The sequence below is a fragment of the Bacillus cereus group sp. BfR-BA-01441 genome (genome assembly GCF_022663075.1).
Taxonomy (GTDB): domain Bacteria; phylum Bacillota; class Bacilli; order Bacillales; family Bacillaceae_G; genus Bacillus_A; species Bacillus_A cereus.
Genome location: NZ_JAKUEU010000027.1, coordinates 28,745 through 45,381 on the forward strand (window position 1 = coordinate 28,745; position 16,637 = coordinate 45,381).

The following is a 16,637-nucleotide window of genomic DNA, read 5'->3' on the forward strand; positions in this document are numbered from 1 at the left end:
TTTCATTCTGAAAAGATAGGATATACGGAATCTCATTATATTTTTTTATGAAAGCGTAAATAAAAAATCACTTTCTTGGATAAAATACGAAAGATTCCACACATTTCACACCATTATCCTAACATCATTCGCTATATTTCATCAATATTCTAGCATAAAAAATAATTTAGAATTTTTTATGTTAAAACACAATAAATACAGCTTTTGAGATTTAATACTTTATTATTGTCTATCATATAGCCTTTAATAACGATAATTATGCCTTCTTTTAAGGCAAATCATCATACATTAAAAAATAATTACTTTAGTTTATAAAAGGTGGGAGAGTCGTAATGAATGTCGATATTTCCGTAGATCGGACGTGGCAAAACAATTTTTTAAATAGAATTGATGAAGATGGTCCTTGGACAAACTGGGATTTATATCACTTAGCTTATGAAACAGAAAAATCGTTACTTGTTCCTACTTTTGATGGACTACAAGCACCGAAACATTTATCCCATTTCACACCGCTTCCGCATCAATTAGAAGTCGCTCAAAATGTAATTGAACAAATGAATGGTAAAGCGATTCTAGCAGATGAAGTAGGTCTTGGAAAAACAATCGAAGCTGGACTTATTTTGAAAGAATACATGGTCCGCGGGCTTGTGAAAAAGGTACTTATACTTGTCCCAGCTTCTCTCGTATCACAATGGGCATACGAGCTGAATACAAAGTTTTTCATTCCCGCTGTAGCACAAAAGAAAAGCTACTCGTGGGAACAAGCTGACGTAATCGTATCATCAATTGATACTGCGAAACGTTCACCACATCGCGATATCGTGTTGAACTTAGAATATGACCTTATTATTATCGATGAAGCACATAAACTGAAAAATAATAAAACAAAAAACTATGAATTTGCACAACGATTAAAAAAGAAGTTTTGTTTATTACTAACCGCTACTCCTGTTCAAAATAAGATTGATGAAATTTTTAACCTTGTTTCTTTATTAAAGCCAGGACATCTAGGCAATCAATCAAACTTTGAAGAATATTACGCTTCCAAAAATCGTTCAGCCGAATCAGATGAAGACTTAAAAGCTCTCATTAACAAAGTAATGGTGCGAAATAGACGACATAATACCGGTATCGATTGGCCGAAGAGACATGTACGTACAATTTTTGTTGAGTTTAATGAACAAGAACAAGCTCTATATAATGATATCGAAAATTGGCGAGGACAAGACGCCTTCACATCTGCTTTCTCATCGTTAACGTTAAAACGGGAAGCGTGTAGTAGTCGTGAGGCTGTTTACTATTCATTGAAAAAGCATGTAGAAAAAAGACAGAAAGAAAATGAACATTATATAAAAGATCCACATATCGATGTGCTAATGGACAAAATTAATCATATTCCTTTCAACTCGAAAGCAACTAAAGCTCTAGAGCTTATAAAAGAAATTGACGATAAAGTCGTCATTTTCACGGAATACCGAGCATCACAGATGTACTTACAATGGTTTTTACAACAACACGGTATTTCTTCTGTCCCATTCCGCGGCGGATTTAAACGCGGGAAGAAAGATTGGATGAAGGAACTTTTCCAAAATCGTGCCCAAGTGTTAATTGCAACGGAAGCTGGCGGAGAAGGCATTAACTTACAGTTTTGTAGCCATATGATCAATTATGATTTGCCATGGAATCCAATGCGTCTTGAGCAAAGAATCGGACGTATTCACCGTCTCGGTCAAAAGAATGATGTTCATATTTATAACTTAGCTACAAAGCATACTGTTGAAGAACATATTCTGAAACTGTTATATGAAAAAATCAACTTATTCGAGCGTGTTATCGGTGAACTCGATGAAATTTTAACGAGAATTAATATGAAAAACATCGACGCGCACATTCAAGAAATTTTCGCGCAATCAAAAAGCGAAGGTGAAATTAGAATTAAGATGGAAAACTTAACATCTATTATCGACTTTGCGAAACGAAATGAAGCTGAGGTGCAAGGCTATGCAGCAACATGAAATTCATAATTACTTATACAATTTCTTTGAGGCGAATAACTGTGAAATTTTAGAACGTTCTCCTCATTTATTAGATGTACAGTTAACAATTGAGATGGATAAATTATTAATGAATCGCCCTTTTTATTGGCACTATCTTGAGAAAACAGGAGGCGTACCGAATCCGATGCGCCTTACTCTTATTACAAATCCAGAAAATAAAGAAAATGATGGTGAGCTTATTCACTACGGTTCACCACGTCTACATCAAATTTTCCAAACGACAAAAGAATTAGGCTCATACATACGTTTATATGAGGATGTAAGACATAATGGAGCAACACATACACCGCTCCACCCTTGGCTCGGTATTAATATAAAAGTTTCCTATCAATGTGATCGAAAAAAAGACATCCTTCACTCGATTGGTATTCATCTCATTTCTGGAACAATGATGGCAAACTTTCATGAAACATTAACAAACATTAAACTTACACCAAAAATACCTGATTTTTGTTTTACGCTCTCGCCCATCATTAAACCTCAAAGCGGTTTACAACGCATAGAAGACGCTTTAAAAAATATAATTGCAGAAGATGACCATACGTGGGCAAAAGAAGCAAGAGTGCGTTGGAATCATGATTTAGACCTTTTAAACCGTTTTTATGAAGAAAGTGACGAACTTCCTGAGAGCTATGAAATTGAAAAACAAGCTCTGCAAGAACAGTATGAACCACGTATTACAGTGCAAATTATTAACGGTGGACTCTTTTATGTTACCGCGAATCATTTTCTATCAAAATAAAGCTCCTTCTGCTTTAGAAGGAGCTTTATTTCGAGTTACTCTCTATCCTCATTACGCTCTTGTTGTTTTTGCTTTGCCATGCGTTTTTGATACGCACGATCCTTCGCGCTCACATGATTTGCATCAGTTGGAAGATTTTCTTTCGAACGTCCAATTCCATTGCTCATCTTTCCCACTCCTTTTTACGTTTTTCAGAATACATGTTTATTTTCAGCTAGAGTTACAATCCTTATACAAAAAAATAAGAGCAGCCATTGGCCACTCTTACTCGCTCACATATTTTTGAAACATATCATGGATGCCTTTATTTACTAGGTTCGAGATCTGCTCGTCAGATTTATTCGGATAACGATCACGCAATCTGATAGATGCCTTCACCATTAAATTTTCTAATACAGAACGGCCACCTTCTCCATAAATAATTTCAGCATATTTAACAAGCCTTCCATCCTCTACTGTTGCTGGATTATGATTGAAGAAAAATTTACTCATTGTCTCCACCTCTCTCTTTTGATAACGTTTACATTTATATAGATTATTTATGTTATTTATTTCACAATATTGTATGCATGTATATTTAATTAGTTTCATTATAAAGCAACATATCGATAGTAAATATGTGATTTTCCGTCCATTTTGTGAACAAATTAAAAATGAAAGCGTTTCCTTTATTATATACTAAAAAAACTTACTACGCTAGGGGCAATTTTTTTCAATCTACTACCCCCTCGAAAATTGATATATTTTTTCTTTTCCCATTAAACCTTATACAATTTTCAGAAATTATATTATAAAATATATGTATGACTTAAGGAGGCTTTGTATGAATCAAAATAAAAAAGCTATATTAGATCTTGTCTTTTATCTCGTAATCCCATTCCTCATTTGGAAATTTGCAAAACCTTATATCGATCCTTATTACGCGATGTTACTTTCCTCTGTTCCGGGGATTATTTATACACTGTATACCTTTAAAAAAGAAAAACAGTTTAACGTAACAGGGTTCTTTATTTTAATTACACTCATTTCTAATACAACGGTAGATCTATTATCTGGATCAGCTGAACGAATGTTATGGAACGATGCGTATTATCACATCGTACTCGGCATTATTGTTATATGTACAATTTTTATAAAAAAACCACTTATGTTATATTTCGCAGCAGATATTGCAGCGCTGCAAGGCCATGATCGCGATAAAAGTCGTGAGCTTTATCGTGATAGTCGTATATATCCAGCACTGCAATATTTAACGTTATTTTTCGGGCTACAATTTATATTAAAAAGCTTTTTAAAAATTTATTTCATCTCTGTTTTTGGTGTAGATGGCTATGGTGAAATGAGAGCGATTATGACCGCTGTCGGATGGGGCATTTCTATTTGTATCGGAATAGGATTTGTATGGGTGAACAATAAAATACATGCCGTTACGGAAGAACAAGAATCCGTGCAGTAAACAAAGATGCCCTAGTGTATTACGACACTAGGGCATCTTTATTTTGCTAGACATATGACTAAAATTTAACTTGATTTTTTTCTTTTACTTTTTACATTTCGATAAAACAAAGCAGCACTCAGCGGCATAACACCAAACCACTTATTCATAAATGGCTCTTTTTCAGCACGGCGTTGTTCTTTCTTTTGTTTTCGATCTTCTTTTGGAGCATCCATATACGACACAAACTGCTGCGTCACAAAGCGAACATAATCATTAGTAGACATATTATCATCACCTCTACTTGATTAGTATGTCCACTTTTTTATACATTAATCTTTTCCTTTAATTCATTCATAATTTGCTTTACAGACTTATTTGTCGTATCGATATGAATATGAGCCTCTTCATAATAAGCTCGGCGTAATTCAAATTTCGTTACAAATGCATCTATATCTTTCTTTTGAAATAGTGGACGTGTCGTATCTTCACGAAGCCTTTCTGCAATTACATGCGGATCACAATATAAATACACGACAGTTCCGTTCTCTTTCATCCACTTGCGATTTTCTGCTCGTTCAATAATTCCCCCACCAGTTGTAATAATGACATTATGGACTGGTAGCGAACGTAACATTTCGCTTTCATATTCCCGAAAAGCCGTTTCGCCTTCTTCGGCAAAAATATCACGAATTGCCTTCTCTTGCTTCTCTTCGATTTTTTGATCAGTATCTACAACATCCATTTGAAGTTCTTGACTTAACGCTTTTCCAATTGTTGTTTTCCCTGCTCCCATATAGCCGGTTATGTATATAGATTTCATTTTCTGTCCTCTCAATCGTCATTTATTAATTGTTATTATAACGAAAGATGCTACTTTGTTTAATAAAAAAACGTTTTGTTCTTATACTATGAAGAACAAAACGTAACATTCGCTTTTACTTATAAGTACCTCTTCTCACCCACTGCGTTGCAATCCATTTCTCGCCTTTCGTTACAGGTGCCCCTCCATGTAACGTAAGCTCATTTAGTGATTGATCTTGATAAAAATACTCAAAGTATACTGCCATTCCTTTTCTAGGATGTACAGAAAGATTTAATTTCGGGAAGTACGTTTCCCCGCCTTCTTCTACATCATTTAAGTACATTACAAGCGTACTAATACGATTGTTAGCAGCTGATCTACTATGTTCCGCAAAATAATCATAGTGTGCTTTATATTGTTGATCCACTTCATAATTTAAAATGTGCAATCCTTCACCATGCGACGCAGGAACATTCATGATAGATGAAATTCGTTTTTCAATCTTTGAAGTAAGTTCATTGTCTTCCAAAAATGCACCGCTACTTGTTCGAATATCATTTACATCACGTGATGAACCAACTTTAGAACGCTTCATTTTATTTTTAGACATTTTAATTAATTCATCACACTCTTCATCACTTAGTACATTTGCTAATACGACAATAAGAGGTTCTTCGAATTTTGAAATAATGTGTATTTCTCTATCTTCTGTCATAATCGTATTTCCTTTATGATCAAAAATAGTTTGTTCCTTATTTTCACCTATTTGATTGTTGTTTGTCATTTCCCTATTCTCCCTAAAAATAATGATTGGATAGCATGAATATATCATATTCTTTCTACCTTTCTCTTTTTTGAGAAAATTTAAACTTTTAATCATTATATTTATCCATTTCTTCTAAAAAATCAATTTAATTTACAATAGGAAACCTTGATTTATTTACATATATTTTACATATTATCCTTCTATCCAATCGACTATTTTCCCATCCTTTTTTCTATACCGAAAACCTACCGTATAGAAAGCTTCCTGTTTGAGTGTGCACTGCAACGTAACGAGAATTAAATCATTTTCAAAGACATAATTTCCACTCGCTTCTCCCTTTTCATACTGAAAGAAAAATGTACCTTCTTTTTCTTTTTGCTGTAAATCTTTTTTTATATCTGTAATAGATCGGTTAAGTAATTCATCCAATAAAAACTTTTGTTCTATTTCTATATAAAATTTTTTATCTGTAAACAACATATTTGTTTCGTATATAAAAAAAGAAGTTAATAAAATAAGAAAGATAATCGTTCCAGGCATTGTAAATCCATTTTGCTTTCTCATACGTTTATTCCTATTTCGCTATATCGCATAACTACACCTTCATATATTTTCCCACTAGTATCTTTCACATTTATAATGAGTACATGAGGTGTTAGTTTGTAAGAAACCGTTCCAATATTTTGTAAAACAACTTCCCTCCCGCGCCTATTTACCTTTCTTATAAGACGACTATTCTCTTTTTCATACGATACTTCACTCCCATTACGCGATCGGAATCGTAAAATACTTTCTCCATTTTCAAATGCTAGCTGTTCTCCAGATGATACTTCACGAAACTCCAATTGCATTTGCCCTAAATACACATCCCACTCCCAATCATTTAACCCTTTCGACTGTTTATTTTCCATTTCAATGAAATGTAGGCGGGGAAAGAGCAAAAAAAATATTGATAATAGAAACAGACATACAATCATTTCTATTAATGAAAAACCAAATTCTAATTTATTTTTTCTCCTACATAAAAGCATTGTTCCATCATTCTGTCTTTCACATCTCTCCACACAGTACAAACTTCATTGCCTCCCCAATATGTGTAATACACAATTCCATTTATATTCTTTTCTATTATTCGCTTGTCTTCATTTCCATACATATATATAGCTGCTTCTTTTTTTAATAATCCAGTTGCCTTATAACGAATTTGTATATTTTTTCTTTCTTGCATAACTAATACTGTTTGCGGTAGTAGTAACGATACAGCCATCATTAAAACACTTAACGATACAATCATTTCAGCCATTATGGATCCTTTTTGACATTTCACGATACGTAAATCTCCCTCTTCCAAGCTGAAATACAATTTCATATTTATAATTTCGATACGAAATTATAATCGTACCACCTCTATTAATATTTCCACTTGGATTATATGTCATCGGATTTGGAAACGTATGCAAATCAATTTGTATATCTTCTTCATACTCTCGCTTGACGATATAATACTTTGTACCTGACTCTTTTATAGCATACATATTTCTATCTTTATGCCAACGTAATGTATAGTGCTTTTGACGGTTTATCGCTAATTGCTGCATATACAAAATATCATTTGAAAACTGTCTCAAAAATTGTTCAACTTTTTGTCGCTCGTATAAGGAATGAACACTAAAATACGTAACTATACTTAATACAGAAATAGCAAATAAAACGAGTAACATTTCTAAAAAAGTAAACCCCTGTTGTTTCACAATGCCCTAATTGATACTGCGCCATCATCTGAAATATGAATAGATTCGCCATTCGGGCACTTATCAGTTGTAATATACTTTTCATCTGTCAGTTCTTTTAACGATGGAATTTTATTATGTTGTAATTGATATACTTGTATTTGCGCTTCTATAGATTTCACGTAAGCTGCACAACCTTTTCCTTGGACCGATGAGCGCTGTGTAACTACATTCGGAATAATTAATAGTAATAATATAGTTATGACAACCATTACTAATAGCATCTCTAACAGAGTAAACCCTTCCTCATTCTGCATACAAATGCCCCCTAAATAGAATTCATTATTTGAAACATCGGCATAATCATCGCTAAGTACATAAGGACAACGATTCCTCCAATACATGTAAATAAAATAGGCTGAATGATAACTAACATATGTTTAATTTTCCGTTCCATCTTTTCCATAATAAGATCGCTATAGTCACCTAATTCAATCCCTAAATTGCCGTTTGCTTGTCCATGCGTAATAACATAAGAAAGTTCTTTCTCGTAATACCCACTTTTAGCAATGATAGATTGTAACTGTTCTCCTCCAATTAATTGTCTTTCAATCCGGCTCGCTTCATATTTAAAGAACGGATGATATCTTTGCTCCATCATTATTGTTAAAGCTTCACATACTGATAGTCCACCATTTAATAAACCACTCAACTGAGTAGCAAAATAATGTGAATGCTTTAAAATAAGAAATGTTTTGATGAGGGGAATACGAAGCATAATTTTTACCTGTCTAATATGTGGAAGTTTCCTAAAATACAACATGTATAAAATACCTCCAATAATAACAGTTAAAATAGCGGTTAAAATAATGTAAGGTAGCAGTTTTATTGCACTTAAAATTTTTTCTGTAAGTAGTGGTGTATTAGAACCGAACGAACTATAAACCATTTCAACCTGAGGTAATAAAATGAGTTTAAAAATAAAGAGCATGATTAGTAGAAAAAACATCAAAAACATAGGATAATGCATTATTTTCATCATGTCTCTCCTATACTTATCTTTCTTATAAAGAAGTGCACTTCCTTGTTGCAAAGCAAAAGAAATATCACCATGTTGCTCGGCATAAAATAAATAACTTAACATGTCCTGATGAAACTTTAACTGATGAAAAGAATCGTGTAGACTTTTCCCATCTTTTAACCCCTCAATCATGCGCTGCAATTGTACTTTCTTTTCTACAGGTAATTGAAACTGTAAAAATTCTAATGCTTGTAAAAGAGAGTAGCCTTTTTCTAATAATTCTCCTAAACGTTTCAACAATACTACTTGATCACTTAAACTCCAAGTTTTCTTAAACATAAACATCTTCTTCTAAAAAACCTAAAGCATATCCTTTTCGTATTGACGATTCTAAAGTCTCATGTTTGTAAGTAACACATTCTCCACCAGCTTCTTTAAGCGCTTGTTTTAACTCATATCCATATAGTAGCTCATATATGCTAGCCTGCCTTACTTGCCTCATTGATTTACATAAAGTTGAGCACTTTCCTCTGCAAAACGGACACTTCAATTCGACAAGTCGCTGTGCAGCTACAGCCAATAAAGACTGTTCAATCTCTTGCCTCGTTATACCATAATCCATGAAGCGAATGATTGCTCCTTTCGCATCATTCGTATGCAGTGTTGTCATTACTAAATGTCCTGTCAAACTTGCTCTTATAGCTATTTTTGCTGTTTCTTCATCACGGATTTCACCGACTAAAATAATATCTGGATCATGACGTAAAATAGCCTTTAATCCTGTTTCATATGTGAGACCCGCTTTTTCATTTATTTGAATTTGTAATACATCGTCACTTCTTTTTTCAACCGGATCTTCAAGTGTAATGATGCGACGTGTTTTCTTTTTTCTAATTACCTCTAATAATGCATACATTGTCGTCGTCTTCCCAGATCCAGTCGGTCCAGTAAACACAAGTAGCCCCTGTGAATAGCGTAAAAACGAGAGTAGTTTTGCTGCCGTACTTGGAAATAACGAAAGATGTGATAAGGGCTGAACAGATGCTTGTAAATGAAGGCGAATAACGAGACTTTCTTGATATACTGTTGGAAGTGTTGAAAGGCGTAAATACACTTCTTGTCCATCAATTTGCAAATACAACGAACCATTCTGTGGCTTCCGTTTCTCGCCTATGTCCATAGATGCTAAAAATTTGAAATGTGAGACAAGTTTTTCTCCAAACTCCTTTTCAATACACTGTCTCGTCATTAAATCTTTTCCTATACGTAGTTGAACCGCTACATCCTTCTGCCGGGGCACAATATGTAAATCTGACGCTTGTACCCTACACGCTTCTTTTAAAATTGCATTCGCAAAAATTTCAATCCCATTCATCACTTTTCCCTCCTCACTATGTATATAGCATGAAAACATGCGCAATAAAAATTTGGACTTTTGTATTTTCAATAGAGGAAAAAGGAAAAATATGTTTGTGAAATTATGAACAATTTCCGAATTATTGTCTGAAATTACCTATACTCATGTTTATCTGTATTATAATGTTATTATCTTGGATAAAGTGATAAAGGTGGAGATCCTCATGGAACAAGCTTTAAAAATTACAGGTGTATTATCTGACCCAACTCGTTATTACATTTATAAATATATTTCGCAAAAACATAGTTACGTAACGGTACAAGAAATTGCAGATGAGTTTGACATTCATCCAAACGTAGCGCGTTTACATTTATCTAAACTAGAAGATGTTCATATGCTAAAATCGGAAACGAAGAAAACTGGAAAAGGCGGACGACCGAGCAGATTGTATGTCTTATCTGAAGATGTTATCCAATTACAATTTCCATTCCGTGATTATCAATTGTTAGCAAGAATCGCATTTAATTCTTTACTTAGTCTTGGCGCTGCTGGTGAAAAAGCGCTATACGAAACAGGAAAACAATTCGGAGCTGAATTAATGCAACAACATATGCAACGTTTAAATGTGAGTGAAGATGCTTTAACAGTGGAACAAAAAGTTCAAATTGCAAAAGAAGCTTTCTCAACAGCTGGCTTATCACCTGCATTTGAATTAAGTGCAGATGGAACAAAAATTTTCTATGATGTACACAATTGTCCATTTAAAGAAGTTGCTGTTCATCATCCAACTGAAATTTGTAACATGCACGGAGATATGATGAAAGGGATTTTTGAAATCCTATTCCCTAACATGGAATTAACTCGAAATGATAGTCTATTAGATGGATGTAAATCTTGTAATTATAAACTAACAATTTAATTTTTCATATAAAAAGAAGCCAATAATAATTGGCTTCTTTTTATATGAACGAATATTTACAATAGTAAGAAAAATAAACTATAATGAGGTGAGGTTTACTTTTTTTAGAAAAGGAGGGAGATGGCATGGAGCGCATGTTTCGCGTTCTCGGCTTTTGGACTGGAATTTTCTCGGTTATGTTTTACGTAGGGGATATGCAACCGGCCGCACTACTATTTTTAGGACAAACAGGTTTCTTCGTACTTTTAAGCTATTTAAAATTAACAGAGCGTATGTATATATACGTATTTGGGGCATATTTAACTGTTTTCTTCATAGGATTTACATACTACACGACATTCTTACTTGTGCCTGGGGCTGGACATTAAAAGATGGCATTTTGCCATCTTTTTTTTAATTCCGGAATTTCCTAGTTGACTTATAGGTTTTATTACCTTATATTCTATATAACAGATTGGAATTAGGGGGAATCAACATGAATACACTGCTTGTCGGAATTAACGTTGCAGTCATGCTCATCTTAGTTGGCGTATTATATTATATGCAACGTAAGCATGTATCTTTTAATAAACGTGTATTTACCGCTTTAGGAGTCGGAATTTTATTCGGTCTTATATTACAATTTATTTATGAGCCAACTTCTAAAGTAATTATTGAATCAAATACTTGGTTTGGCTTAATCGGTAACGGTTATGTAAAATTACTTCAAATGATCGTTATGCCACTTATTTTAGTATCTATTATTTCAGCATTTACAAAATTACAGTTAACGAAAAACCTTGGTAAAATTAGTGGCCTTATTATCGGTATTTTAATTCTTACTACAGGAATCGCTGCAGCTGTCGGTATCGCTGCAAGTGCAGGATTTGATGTATCTGCAACCGGCCTACAACAAGGTGATGCAGAATCTGCTCGTCTGAAACTAGTTGAAGAAAGATTTACTTCTATTGAAAAGACAACAATTCCAGATAAATTATTAGAGCTATTACCTACAAATCCGTTTCTTGATTTAACAGGCGCTCGTCCAACATCAACAATTTCTGTCGTAATATTTGCAGCCTTTATCGGCATTGCCTTTATAGGTGTAAAACGAAAATATCCAGAACAAGCAGAGCTATTTAAGAAGATGCTTGATGCTGTATATGCAATCGTAATGCGTATGGTAACATTAATTTTACGCCTTACTCCATACGGCGTATTAGCTCTTATGGCAAAAACAGTTGCTGGTAGCGACATAAATGCTATTTTAAAACTTGGCAACTTCGTGTTAGCGTCTTACGTAGCACTTATCGTAATGTTCGTTATCCACTTATTATTAATTGCGCTATCTGGTTTAAATCCAATTCAATATTTAAAAAAGGTGTTCCCTGTATTAACATTTGCATTCACATCTCGCTCTAGTGCTGGTGCGATGCCATTAAATATTGAAGCGCAAAAAGAAAAGCTTGGTATTTCCGAAGGAATTGCAAACTTCGCAGCTTCATTTGGGGTATCTATCGGACAAAACGGTTGCGCAGGTATTTATCCAGCAATGCTTGCAATGATGGTCGCTCCAACTGTAGGAATTGATCCATTACAACCACAATTTATTTTAACTTTAATCGCTGTTGTTGCTATTAGCTCATTCGGTGTTGCTGGAGTTGGTGGCGGCGCAACATTCGCAGCTTTAATCGTACTATCTACAATGAACTTACCAATCGGTATTGTTGCTCTAGTTATCTCGGTTGAGCCATTAATCGATATGGGGCGTACAGCTCTTAACGTAAGTGGCTCTATGACAGCAGGTCTTATTTCAAGTAAATGGCTTGGTGAATTAGATCAAGATACGTACAATCAAGATGATACAAAAACTGGTGAAATTGCTTCATAATGAAAAAAGACGCTAACATACAATTGTTAGCGTCTTTTTTATTCCGTCCCCTCTTTATAGATTTTATCTTGAGAATTATCACTCTAAGTATTCTTCTAGTTGCTCTTTTAACTCTTCCTCAATCTCATAACAAGATTCATCAGCGAGTTCCCCTACTTTCTTACTCCCCAAAATGTTTGATTGAATTGGCATTCCTAAAAAGATTCTTTCACATTTCCAAATTGGAATATTATGAAATCAAATCAGCTCTTTTTCTTCATCTAATATAGCTATAGCAACTGATGAATAATAACCCACCTCAAAGGGATTCTCTTTTTCTCTTGCAAATCCCATATCTAATTCCATGTGTTTTTCTATGTATAAATGTGAATACTCTTTATGCAGTTTAAGTGATATTCGCTCTATTTCCTTCTCCATACATTGAATGTTCTCTTTTAACTCCAACGTAAACTCCTGTTCTTTATATTTCATTTTCGCCTCCTTAAACATAGAAAAAGAGAATACAATAACATATCCTCTTTCCTCAAATATATTTCATTATCTCACAGCCCGTCCTTTTCACAAATAACCATTTTGTTCGCACCATTTATGAAATTGTCCTACGTCTACTCCAACTAACACGATATCCTTTAGCTCTACATCAATGACTTGTTCTCCAATTACAATAGCAAACTGCGATGCTAATTTTGTCTCATTTTTCTTTACAATTCCAATTCGGTTCCGATGCGGTCCATCTTTTATATATGCTTTTTGTCCTACAATATCAAAGTTCAAAATTCTCACCTCTTTTACTGCGCTCAAATTGGAAATACGATCTCCACCTCGGAAAATTTCCTTTCATTGCACTATTTCTCTATATATATGACGAAACAATAAAAGAGTCCTTCCTTCTTTACAATTATTTTTTCTTTGTTTCATTTTTGTGATTGAAACGTAAAGTTTATAATAAAATACACTTGGAAGCGCTTTCTATGTAATTTTTTATGTTATAATATATAAGTAGAACTTCGTAAAGAGGGTTAAAAAATGAATACAAAAATGATTAAAAAAGTAATTGAAGCATTAAAAGTATATGGCTTTCAGGATGTATCATTCTGTGACAAAACGAGGCAATTTTTATTTCATAACGAAACCGATATTATGAGCGGCTATGCAGAAATAACATATAGTAGTCAATTTGAAAAATTCAACGTACAAATTCATCCAATTGAAACGCATCACCAAGCAGAGTTACAAGAGATTGAAAGACATATACAAGCTTGTATAAGAAAAGTGGAATATTTAAACGCACTTCTTACCGGGCAGACAAAACTAGATGATAAAATTATTATTATGTAAAAAAAGAACGTGATCCAATCACGTTCTTTTTTCATTATACGTTCATCTTTTCCTTTAGTTGTAATCCTGTAACAGATTCTAATACATCCATCGATTCTCCAAATGTCATATCAAAAATTGTCTTGTCCTCTATGTATGGAAACTGTCTGAAACGCTTTTCTAACACCTTCACAGCATCTGATGTAAAGTTTGCACTATCAATGCCAAATTCTGTTTCAAGAAGAACGATCCAATCTAACACATGAAAACCTAATCCATTGACGAATGAAATCAATTTTTCTTCTGGGTTTGAAGATAAGAATACTTGGCGTTCCATCTCACTAAAAAGTTCTTCTCCTAAGATTTCAGCTAACTCATCATCATGTTCACGTTCAACAAGTTCTTCGTAGCCGTAATCATCCACAAGCTCTTCTACTTCTTCACTATCCTGACAAAGCAATTGACTAAGAAGTGCCTCTTTCTTAAATTCACTATTTTGTACGACTTCTAAAAAGCTCGTTTCCCATCCATTTTCTAATTTCATATTATGTACTCCTTTATATACGTTTCTTATCATCACTGTACCCAAAAGATCACTTTTATAACCTTTTAGGTAGTTACTATTATTTCACATGATTCATAACATAAGATGCAAACTCAGCTACATCTCCTTCAAAAATATTTATTTCTGGCAAGTGATAGAACGTTGTTTGGAGCAGGTTTCCTGCATGATATACATATATCGTTTTCTCTAGTGCAATCGCCATTCCAAACTCTGTATGGCTCCCGTTTCCGCCATCTAATATAAGTAAAAATACATCCGCTTCTTTTACAGCATTTTGTTCTGCCTGACCAATTTCTCTTAATTGTTCTTCATTTGCTGCTTTTTCGTTTTTGGTCCAATCATATGTATGGTGCCATCCTGCATGTTTCAGTTCATTTGCTACGGAACGTACAAGATGTTTATTTTGGAAACCTGAGGCGATATAAAAATTCATTTATATACACTCCTTCATTATGTATGGGGAAACTCCTTTTTAGCGTTATTTGTTATAGCTACAATAAAGAACAACTTCAAAAAAAATCCCCATCTTTAAAACTTATTTGCGTTTAAATGATGGGATGCTTCATGGTCTTCTTTTATTTTTTGTTTTTTATAACTTTCATCAGCTAACATTTCTAGTTCAGCTGTTATCTCTGACTTTTCAAGCTCTCTTTCTTGCGAAAATTTCCTTGAAATATAAACAATAACACTACCAACGTACAACACAAAGCATATAATAAGTGCAGTATTTTCATAGAGACTTAGCTCCAACACAGTCACTCCTAATCCATTCGTATTTTCACGCCTCATTAATTGGAATTTCCCTATTAACCCATTTGTTATCCCGCTATTTGAGGGCAGTAAGACTCCCTCCTCAAAATTCAGTAACAGTAAAGAAGTTAGATGTGGGATGCACCCAACTGATTAAAGTTTCACTTTATTGTAACATAAAAATATCAATTCTTGGAATCTTTCACCCTACTAAAAGAGGCATGATTGTTTCATCATGCCTCTGAAATATTTTGAATGATTGTTTTAATTGCTTCTTTTCCATTATATTTTTTTAGTGCTGTTTTATACTTCTCATTATTTTGATTTAATTCTTCGACATACTTTATAAGAGATTTTACATTTACATCTTCTTCATATAATACGGAGGCATATCCTTGTCTTTCAAAGGACTCTGCATTTAATATTTGATCTCCACGGCTTGCAAATTTCGATAATGGAATTAAAACCATCGGCTTTTGTAATGTTAAAAATTCAAAAATTGCGTTGGAGCCCGCGCGTGAAATAACAAAATCTGTTACCGCTAATATATCTGGCAGTTCTCCATGTACATATTCAAATTGTCTATATCCTTCTTTATTTTGTAAACTTTCATCAAGGTTACCTTTTCCGCAAAGGTGAACAATTTGATACTTTTTAAGAAGTTCTGGTAATGCTTCTCGAGCCGTATCATTAATTTTTTTCGCGCCCAAGCTGCCTCCCATAATCGTAATAACTGGCTTTTTACGTGAAAAACCTAAAAACGCTAAACCTTTTTCACGATTTCCCTTCAGCACTTCTTCACGTACAGGAGACCCCGTATATATTACTTTTTCTTTCGGTAAATGTTTCGCTGCTTCTTCAAATGTAACAAATATTTTCGAAGCAAAACGAAGCGCAATTTTATTTGCTAGTCCTGGCGTCATATCAGATTCATGTAATAAAACTGGTACTCTATTTAGCCATCCGCCAATTACGACTGGTACAGATACGAAACCGCCTTTTGAAAAAATCACATCTGGTTTTAGTTTTCGAATTCTTACATACGCATCCATAACACCCTTCATTACAAGAAAAGGATCTTTTATATTTTTTAAATCAAAATAACGACGTAGCTTTCCACTCGAAATACTATAGTAGGGAATGCCTTCCTTTTCTATAATCGTTTTCTCAATACCTTGGTGAGAACCAATATAAGAGATATCCCAGTTGTCTTCCTGTAAATATGGGATAATGGCTAAATTAGGTGTTACATGTCCTGCCGAACCGCCACCTGTAAAGACTATTTTCTTCATACGTCTCCCCC

Annotated in this window: 25 protein-coding genes and 1 pseudogene; 8 read left to right on the top strand and 18 right to left on the bottom strand. The window is 33.9% G+C overall.

The genetic code is table 11. The features are described 5' to 3' along the window. The first annotated feature begins 332 nt into the window (after positions 1–332). A complete protein-coding gene (locus tag MR107_RS13605; protein WP_001100040.1) occupies positions 333–2,015 on the top strand; it encodes a DEAD/DEAH box helicase in 1,683 nt (560 codons plus the stop codon). After that, complete coding sequence (locus tag MR107_RS13610) at positions 2,002–2,799, top strand: YqhG family protein (protein ID WP_242292443.1); 798 nt, start codon at positions 2,002–2,004, stop codon at positions 2,797–2,799. Before MR107_RS13605 ends, MR107_RS13610 begins: the two co-directional genes overlap by 14 nt. Before the next feature lie 35 nt (positions 2,800–2,834). Here MR107_RS13610 and MR107_RS31365 read toward each other — a convergent pair whose 3' ends face one another. Next, positions 2,835–2,966, bottom strand: a complete 132-nt coding sequence (locus MR107_RS31365) for a hypothetical protein (protein WP_000064668.1) — start codon at positions 2,964–2,966, stop codon at positions 2,835–2,837. 97 nt (positions 2,967–3,063) lie between these two features. Next, positions 3,064–3,291 (bottom strand): hypothetical protein, encoded by a 228-nt coding sequence (locus MR107_RS13615; RefSeq protein ID WP_000032702.1) that lies wholly within the window; start codon positions 3,289–3,291, stop codon positions 3,064–3,066. Between the two features lie 73 nt (positions 3,292–3,364). Here MR107_RS13615 and MR107_RS13620 point away from each other — a divergent pair, with 73 nt between their 5' ends. Both MR107_RS13620 and MR107_RS13625 read left to right on the top strand, forming a co-directional pair. Continuing rightward, positions 3,365–3,481, top strand: coding sequence for a hypothetical protein (locus MR107_RS13620; protein ID WP_001987222.1), 117 nt, complete (start codon positions 3,365–3,367; stop codon positions 3,479–3,481). 141 nt (positions 3,482–3,622) lie between these two features. After that, on the top strand, positions 3,623–4,255 hold the full coding sequence (locus MR107_RS13625) for a VC0807 family protein (protein WP_001073111.1): 633 nt from the start codon (positions 3,623–3,625) through the stop codon (positions 4,253–4,255). Positions 4,256–4,320: 65 nt separating this feature from the next. Here the strand turns inward: MR107_RS13625 and MR107_RS13630 are convergent, their stop codons facing one another. From MR107_RS13630 to comGA, 10 genes are all read right to left on the bottom strand, one after another. Next, entirely contained in the window at positions 4,321–4,521 is a 201-nt protein-coding gene (locus tag MR107_RS13630; protein WP_000106083.1) for a YqzE family protein, read from the bottom strand. Between the two features lie 38 nt (positions 4,522–4,559). Continuing rightward, positions 4,560–5,057, bottom strand: coding sequence for a shikimate kinase (locus MR107_RS13635; RefSeq protein WP_000836660.1), 498 nt, complete (start codon positions 5,055–5,057; stop codon positions 4,560–4,562). 115 nt (positions 5,058–5,172) lie between these two features. After that, a complete protein-coding gene (locus MR107_RS13640; RefSeq protein WP_242292444.1) occupies positions 5,173–5,823 on the bottom strand; it encodes a 2OG-Fe(II) oxygenase in 651 nt (216 codons plus the stop codon). A 174-nt stretch (positions 5,824–5,997) separates the two neighbouring features. Continuing rightward, positions 5,998–6,369, bottom strand: coding sequence for a competence type IV pilus minor pilin ComGG (gene comGG, locus MR107_RS13645; protein ID WP_001231316.1), 372 nt, complete (start codon positions 6,367–6,369; stop codon positions 5,998–6,000). Next, on the bottom strand, positions 6,366–6,836 hold the full coding sequence (gene comGF / locus MR107_RS13650; RefSeq protein ID WP_000923101.1) for a competence type IV pilus minor pilin ComGF: 471 nt from the start codon (positions 6,834–6,836) through the stop codon (positions 6,366–6,368). The genes comGG and comGF overlap by 4 nt, the downstream gene beginning before the upstream one ends. Next, entirely contained in the window at positions 6,806–7,108 is a 303-nt protein-coding gene (locus MR107_RS13655; RefSeq protein ID WP_000829469.1) for a hypothetical protein, read from the bottom strand. Before MR107_RS13655 ends, comGF begins: the two co-directional genes overlap by 31 nt. Beyond that, positions 7,101–7,556, bottom strand: a complete 456-nt coding sequence (comGD, locus tag MR107_RS13660) for a competence type IV pilus minor pilin ComGD (protein ID WP_000813141.1) — start codon at positions 7,554–7,556, stop codon at positions 7,101–7,103. Before comGD ends, MR107_RS13655 begins: the two co-directional genes overlap by 8 nt. After that, positions 7,553–7,852: a competence type IV pilus major pilin ComGC gene (gene comGC / locus MR107_RS13665; RefSeq protein ID WP_001178687.1), complete on the bottom strand. Its 300-nt coding sequence runs from the start codon at positions 7,850–7,852 to the stop codon at positions 7,553–7,555. Before comGC ends, comGD begins: the two co-directional genes overlap by 4 nt. A gap of 11 nt (positions 7,853–7,863) precedes the next feature. Beyond that, the gene (comGB, locus tag MR107_RS13670) at positions 7,864–8,901 is read right to left on the bottom strand and encodes a competence type IV pilus assembly protein ComGB (protein ID WP_302851171.1); all 1,038 of its coding nucleotides are present in this window, start codon (positions 8,899–8,901) and stop codon (positions 7,864–7,866) included. Beyond that, the gene (gene comGA, locus MR107_RS13675) at positions 8,888–9,931 is read right to left on the bottom strand and encodes a competence type IV pilus ATPase ComGA (protein WP_001013170.1); all 1,044 of its coding nucleotides are present in this window, start codon (positions 9,929–9,931) and stop codon (positions 8,888–8,890) included. The genes comGB and comGA overlap by 14 nt, the downstream gene beginning before the upstream one ends. A 205-nt stretch (positions 9,932–10,136) precedes the next feature. Between comGA and MR107_RS13680 the strand changes: the two genes are divergently transcribed. The 3 genes from MR107_RS13680 to MR107_RS13690 all read left to right on the top strand — a co-directional run bounded on the left by MR107_RS13680 (position 10,137) and on the right by MR107_RS13690 (position 12,702). Then, positions 10,137–10,832, top strand: coding sequence for a helix-turn-helix transcriptional regulator (locus tag MR107_RS13680; protein ID WP_000434125.1), 696 nt, complete (start codon positions 10,137–10,139; stop codon positions 10,830–10,832). A gap of 125 nt (positions 10,833–10,957) precedes the next feature. Then, positions 10,958–11,200, top strand: coding sequence for a DUF2626 domain-containing protein (locus tag MR107_RS13685; RefSeq protein WP_000440716.1), 243 nt, complete (start codon positions 10,958–10,960; stop codon positions 11,198–11,200). A 107-nt stretch (positions 11,201–11,307) separates the two neighbouring features. Then, positions 11,308–12,702: an L-cystine transporter gene (locus tag MR107_RS13690; protein ID WP_001094345.1), complete on the top strand. Its 1,395-nt coding sequence runs from the start codon at positions 11,308–11,310 to the stop codon at positions 12,700–12,702. A 78-nt stretch (positions 12,703–12,780) separates the two neighbouring features. On the opposite strand, the pseudogene MR107_RS13695 reads toward MR107_RS13690, so the two are convergent. Further along, positions 12,781–13,173 (bottom strand): annotated as a pseudogene (locus MR107_RS13695) (hypothetical protein). 87 nt (positions 13,174–13,260) lie between these two features. Then, positions 13,261–13,476 (bottom strand): DUF3912 family protein, encoded by a 216-nt coding sequence (locus MR107_RS13700; protein ID WP_001008327.1) that lies wholly within the window; start codon positions 13,474–13,476, stop codon positions 13,261–13,263. Between the two features lie 252 nt (positions 13,477–13,728). Between MR107_RS13700 and MR107_RS13705 the strand changes: the two genes are divergently transcribed. Further along, entirely contained in the window at positions 13,729–14,040 is a 312-nt protein-coding gene (locus tag MR107_RS13705; protein WP_001093239.1) for a hypothetical protein, read from the top strand. A gap of 34 nt (positions 14,041–14,074) precedes the next feature. Here the strand turns inward: MR107_RS13705 and MR107_RS13710 are convergent, their stop codons facing one another. From MR107_RS13710 to murG, 4 genes are all read right to left on the bottom strand, one after another. Next, the gene (locus tag MR107_RS13710; RefSeq protein ID WP_000764267.1) at positions 14,075–14,563 is read right to left on the bottom strand and encodes a hypothetical protein; all 489 of its coding nucleotides are present in this window, start codon (positions 14,561–14,563) and stop codon (positions 14,075–14,077) included. Positions 14,564–14,642: 79 nt separating this feature from the next. Beyond that, on the bottom strand, positions 14,643–15,017 hold the full coding sequence (locus MR107_RS13715) for a nucleoside 2-deoxyribosyltransferase (protein ID WP_242292445.1): 375 nt from the start codon (positions 15,015–15,017) through the stop codon (positions 14,643–14,645). 95 nt (positions 15,018–15,112) lie between these two features. Next, positions 15,113–15,373 (bottom strand): DUF3966 domain-containing protein, encoded by a 261-nt coding sequence (locus tag MR107_RS13720; RefSeq protein ID WP_001250699.1) that lies wholly within the window; start codon positions 15,371–15,373, stop codon positions 15,113–15,115. Positions 15,374–15,567: 194 nt separating this feature from the next. After that, the gene (gene murG / locus MR107_RS13725; protein ID WP_000724776.1) at positions 15,568–16,626 is read right to left on the bottom strand and encodes an undecaprenyldiphospho-muramoylpentapeptide beta-N-acetylglucosaminyltransferase; all 1,059 of its coding nucleotides are present in this window, start codon (positions 16,624–16,626) and stop codon (positions 15,568–15,570) included. Positions 16,627–16,637 lie beyond the last annotated feature (11 nt).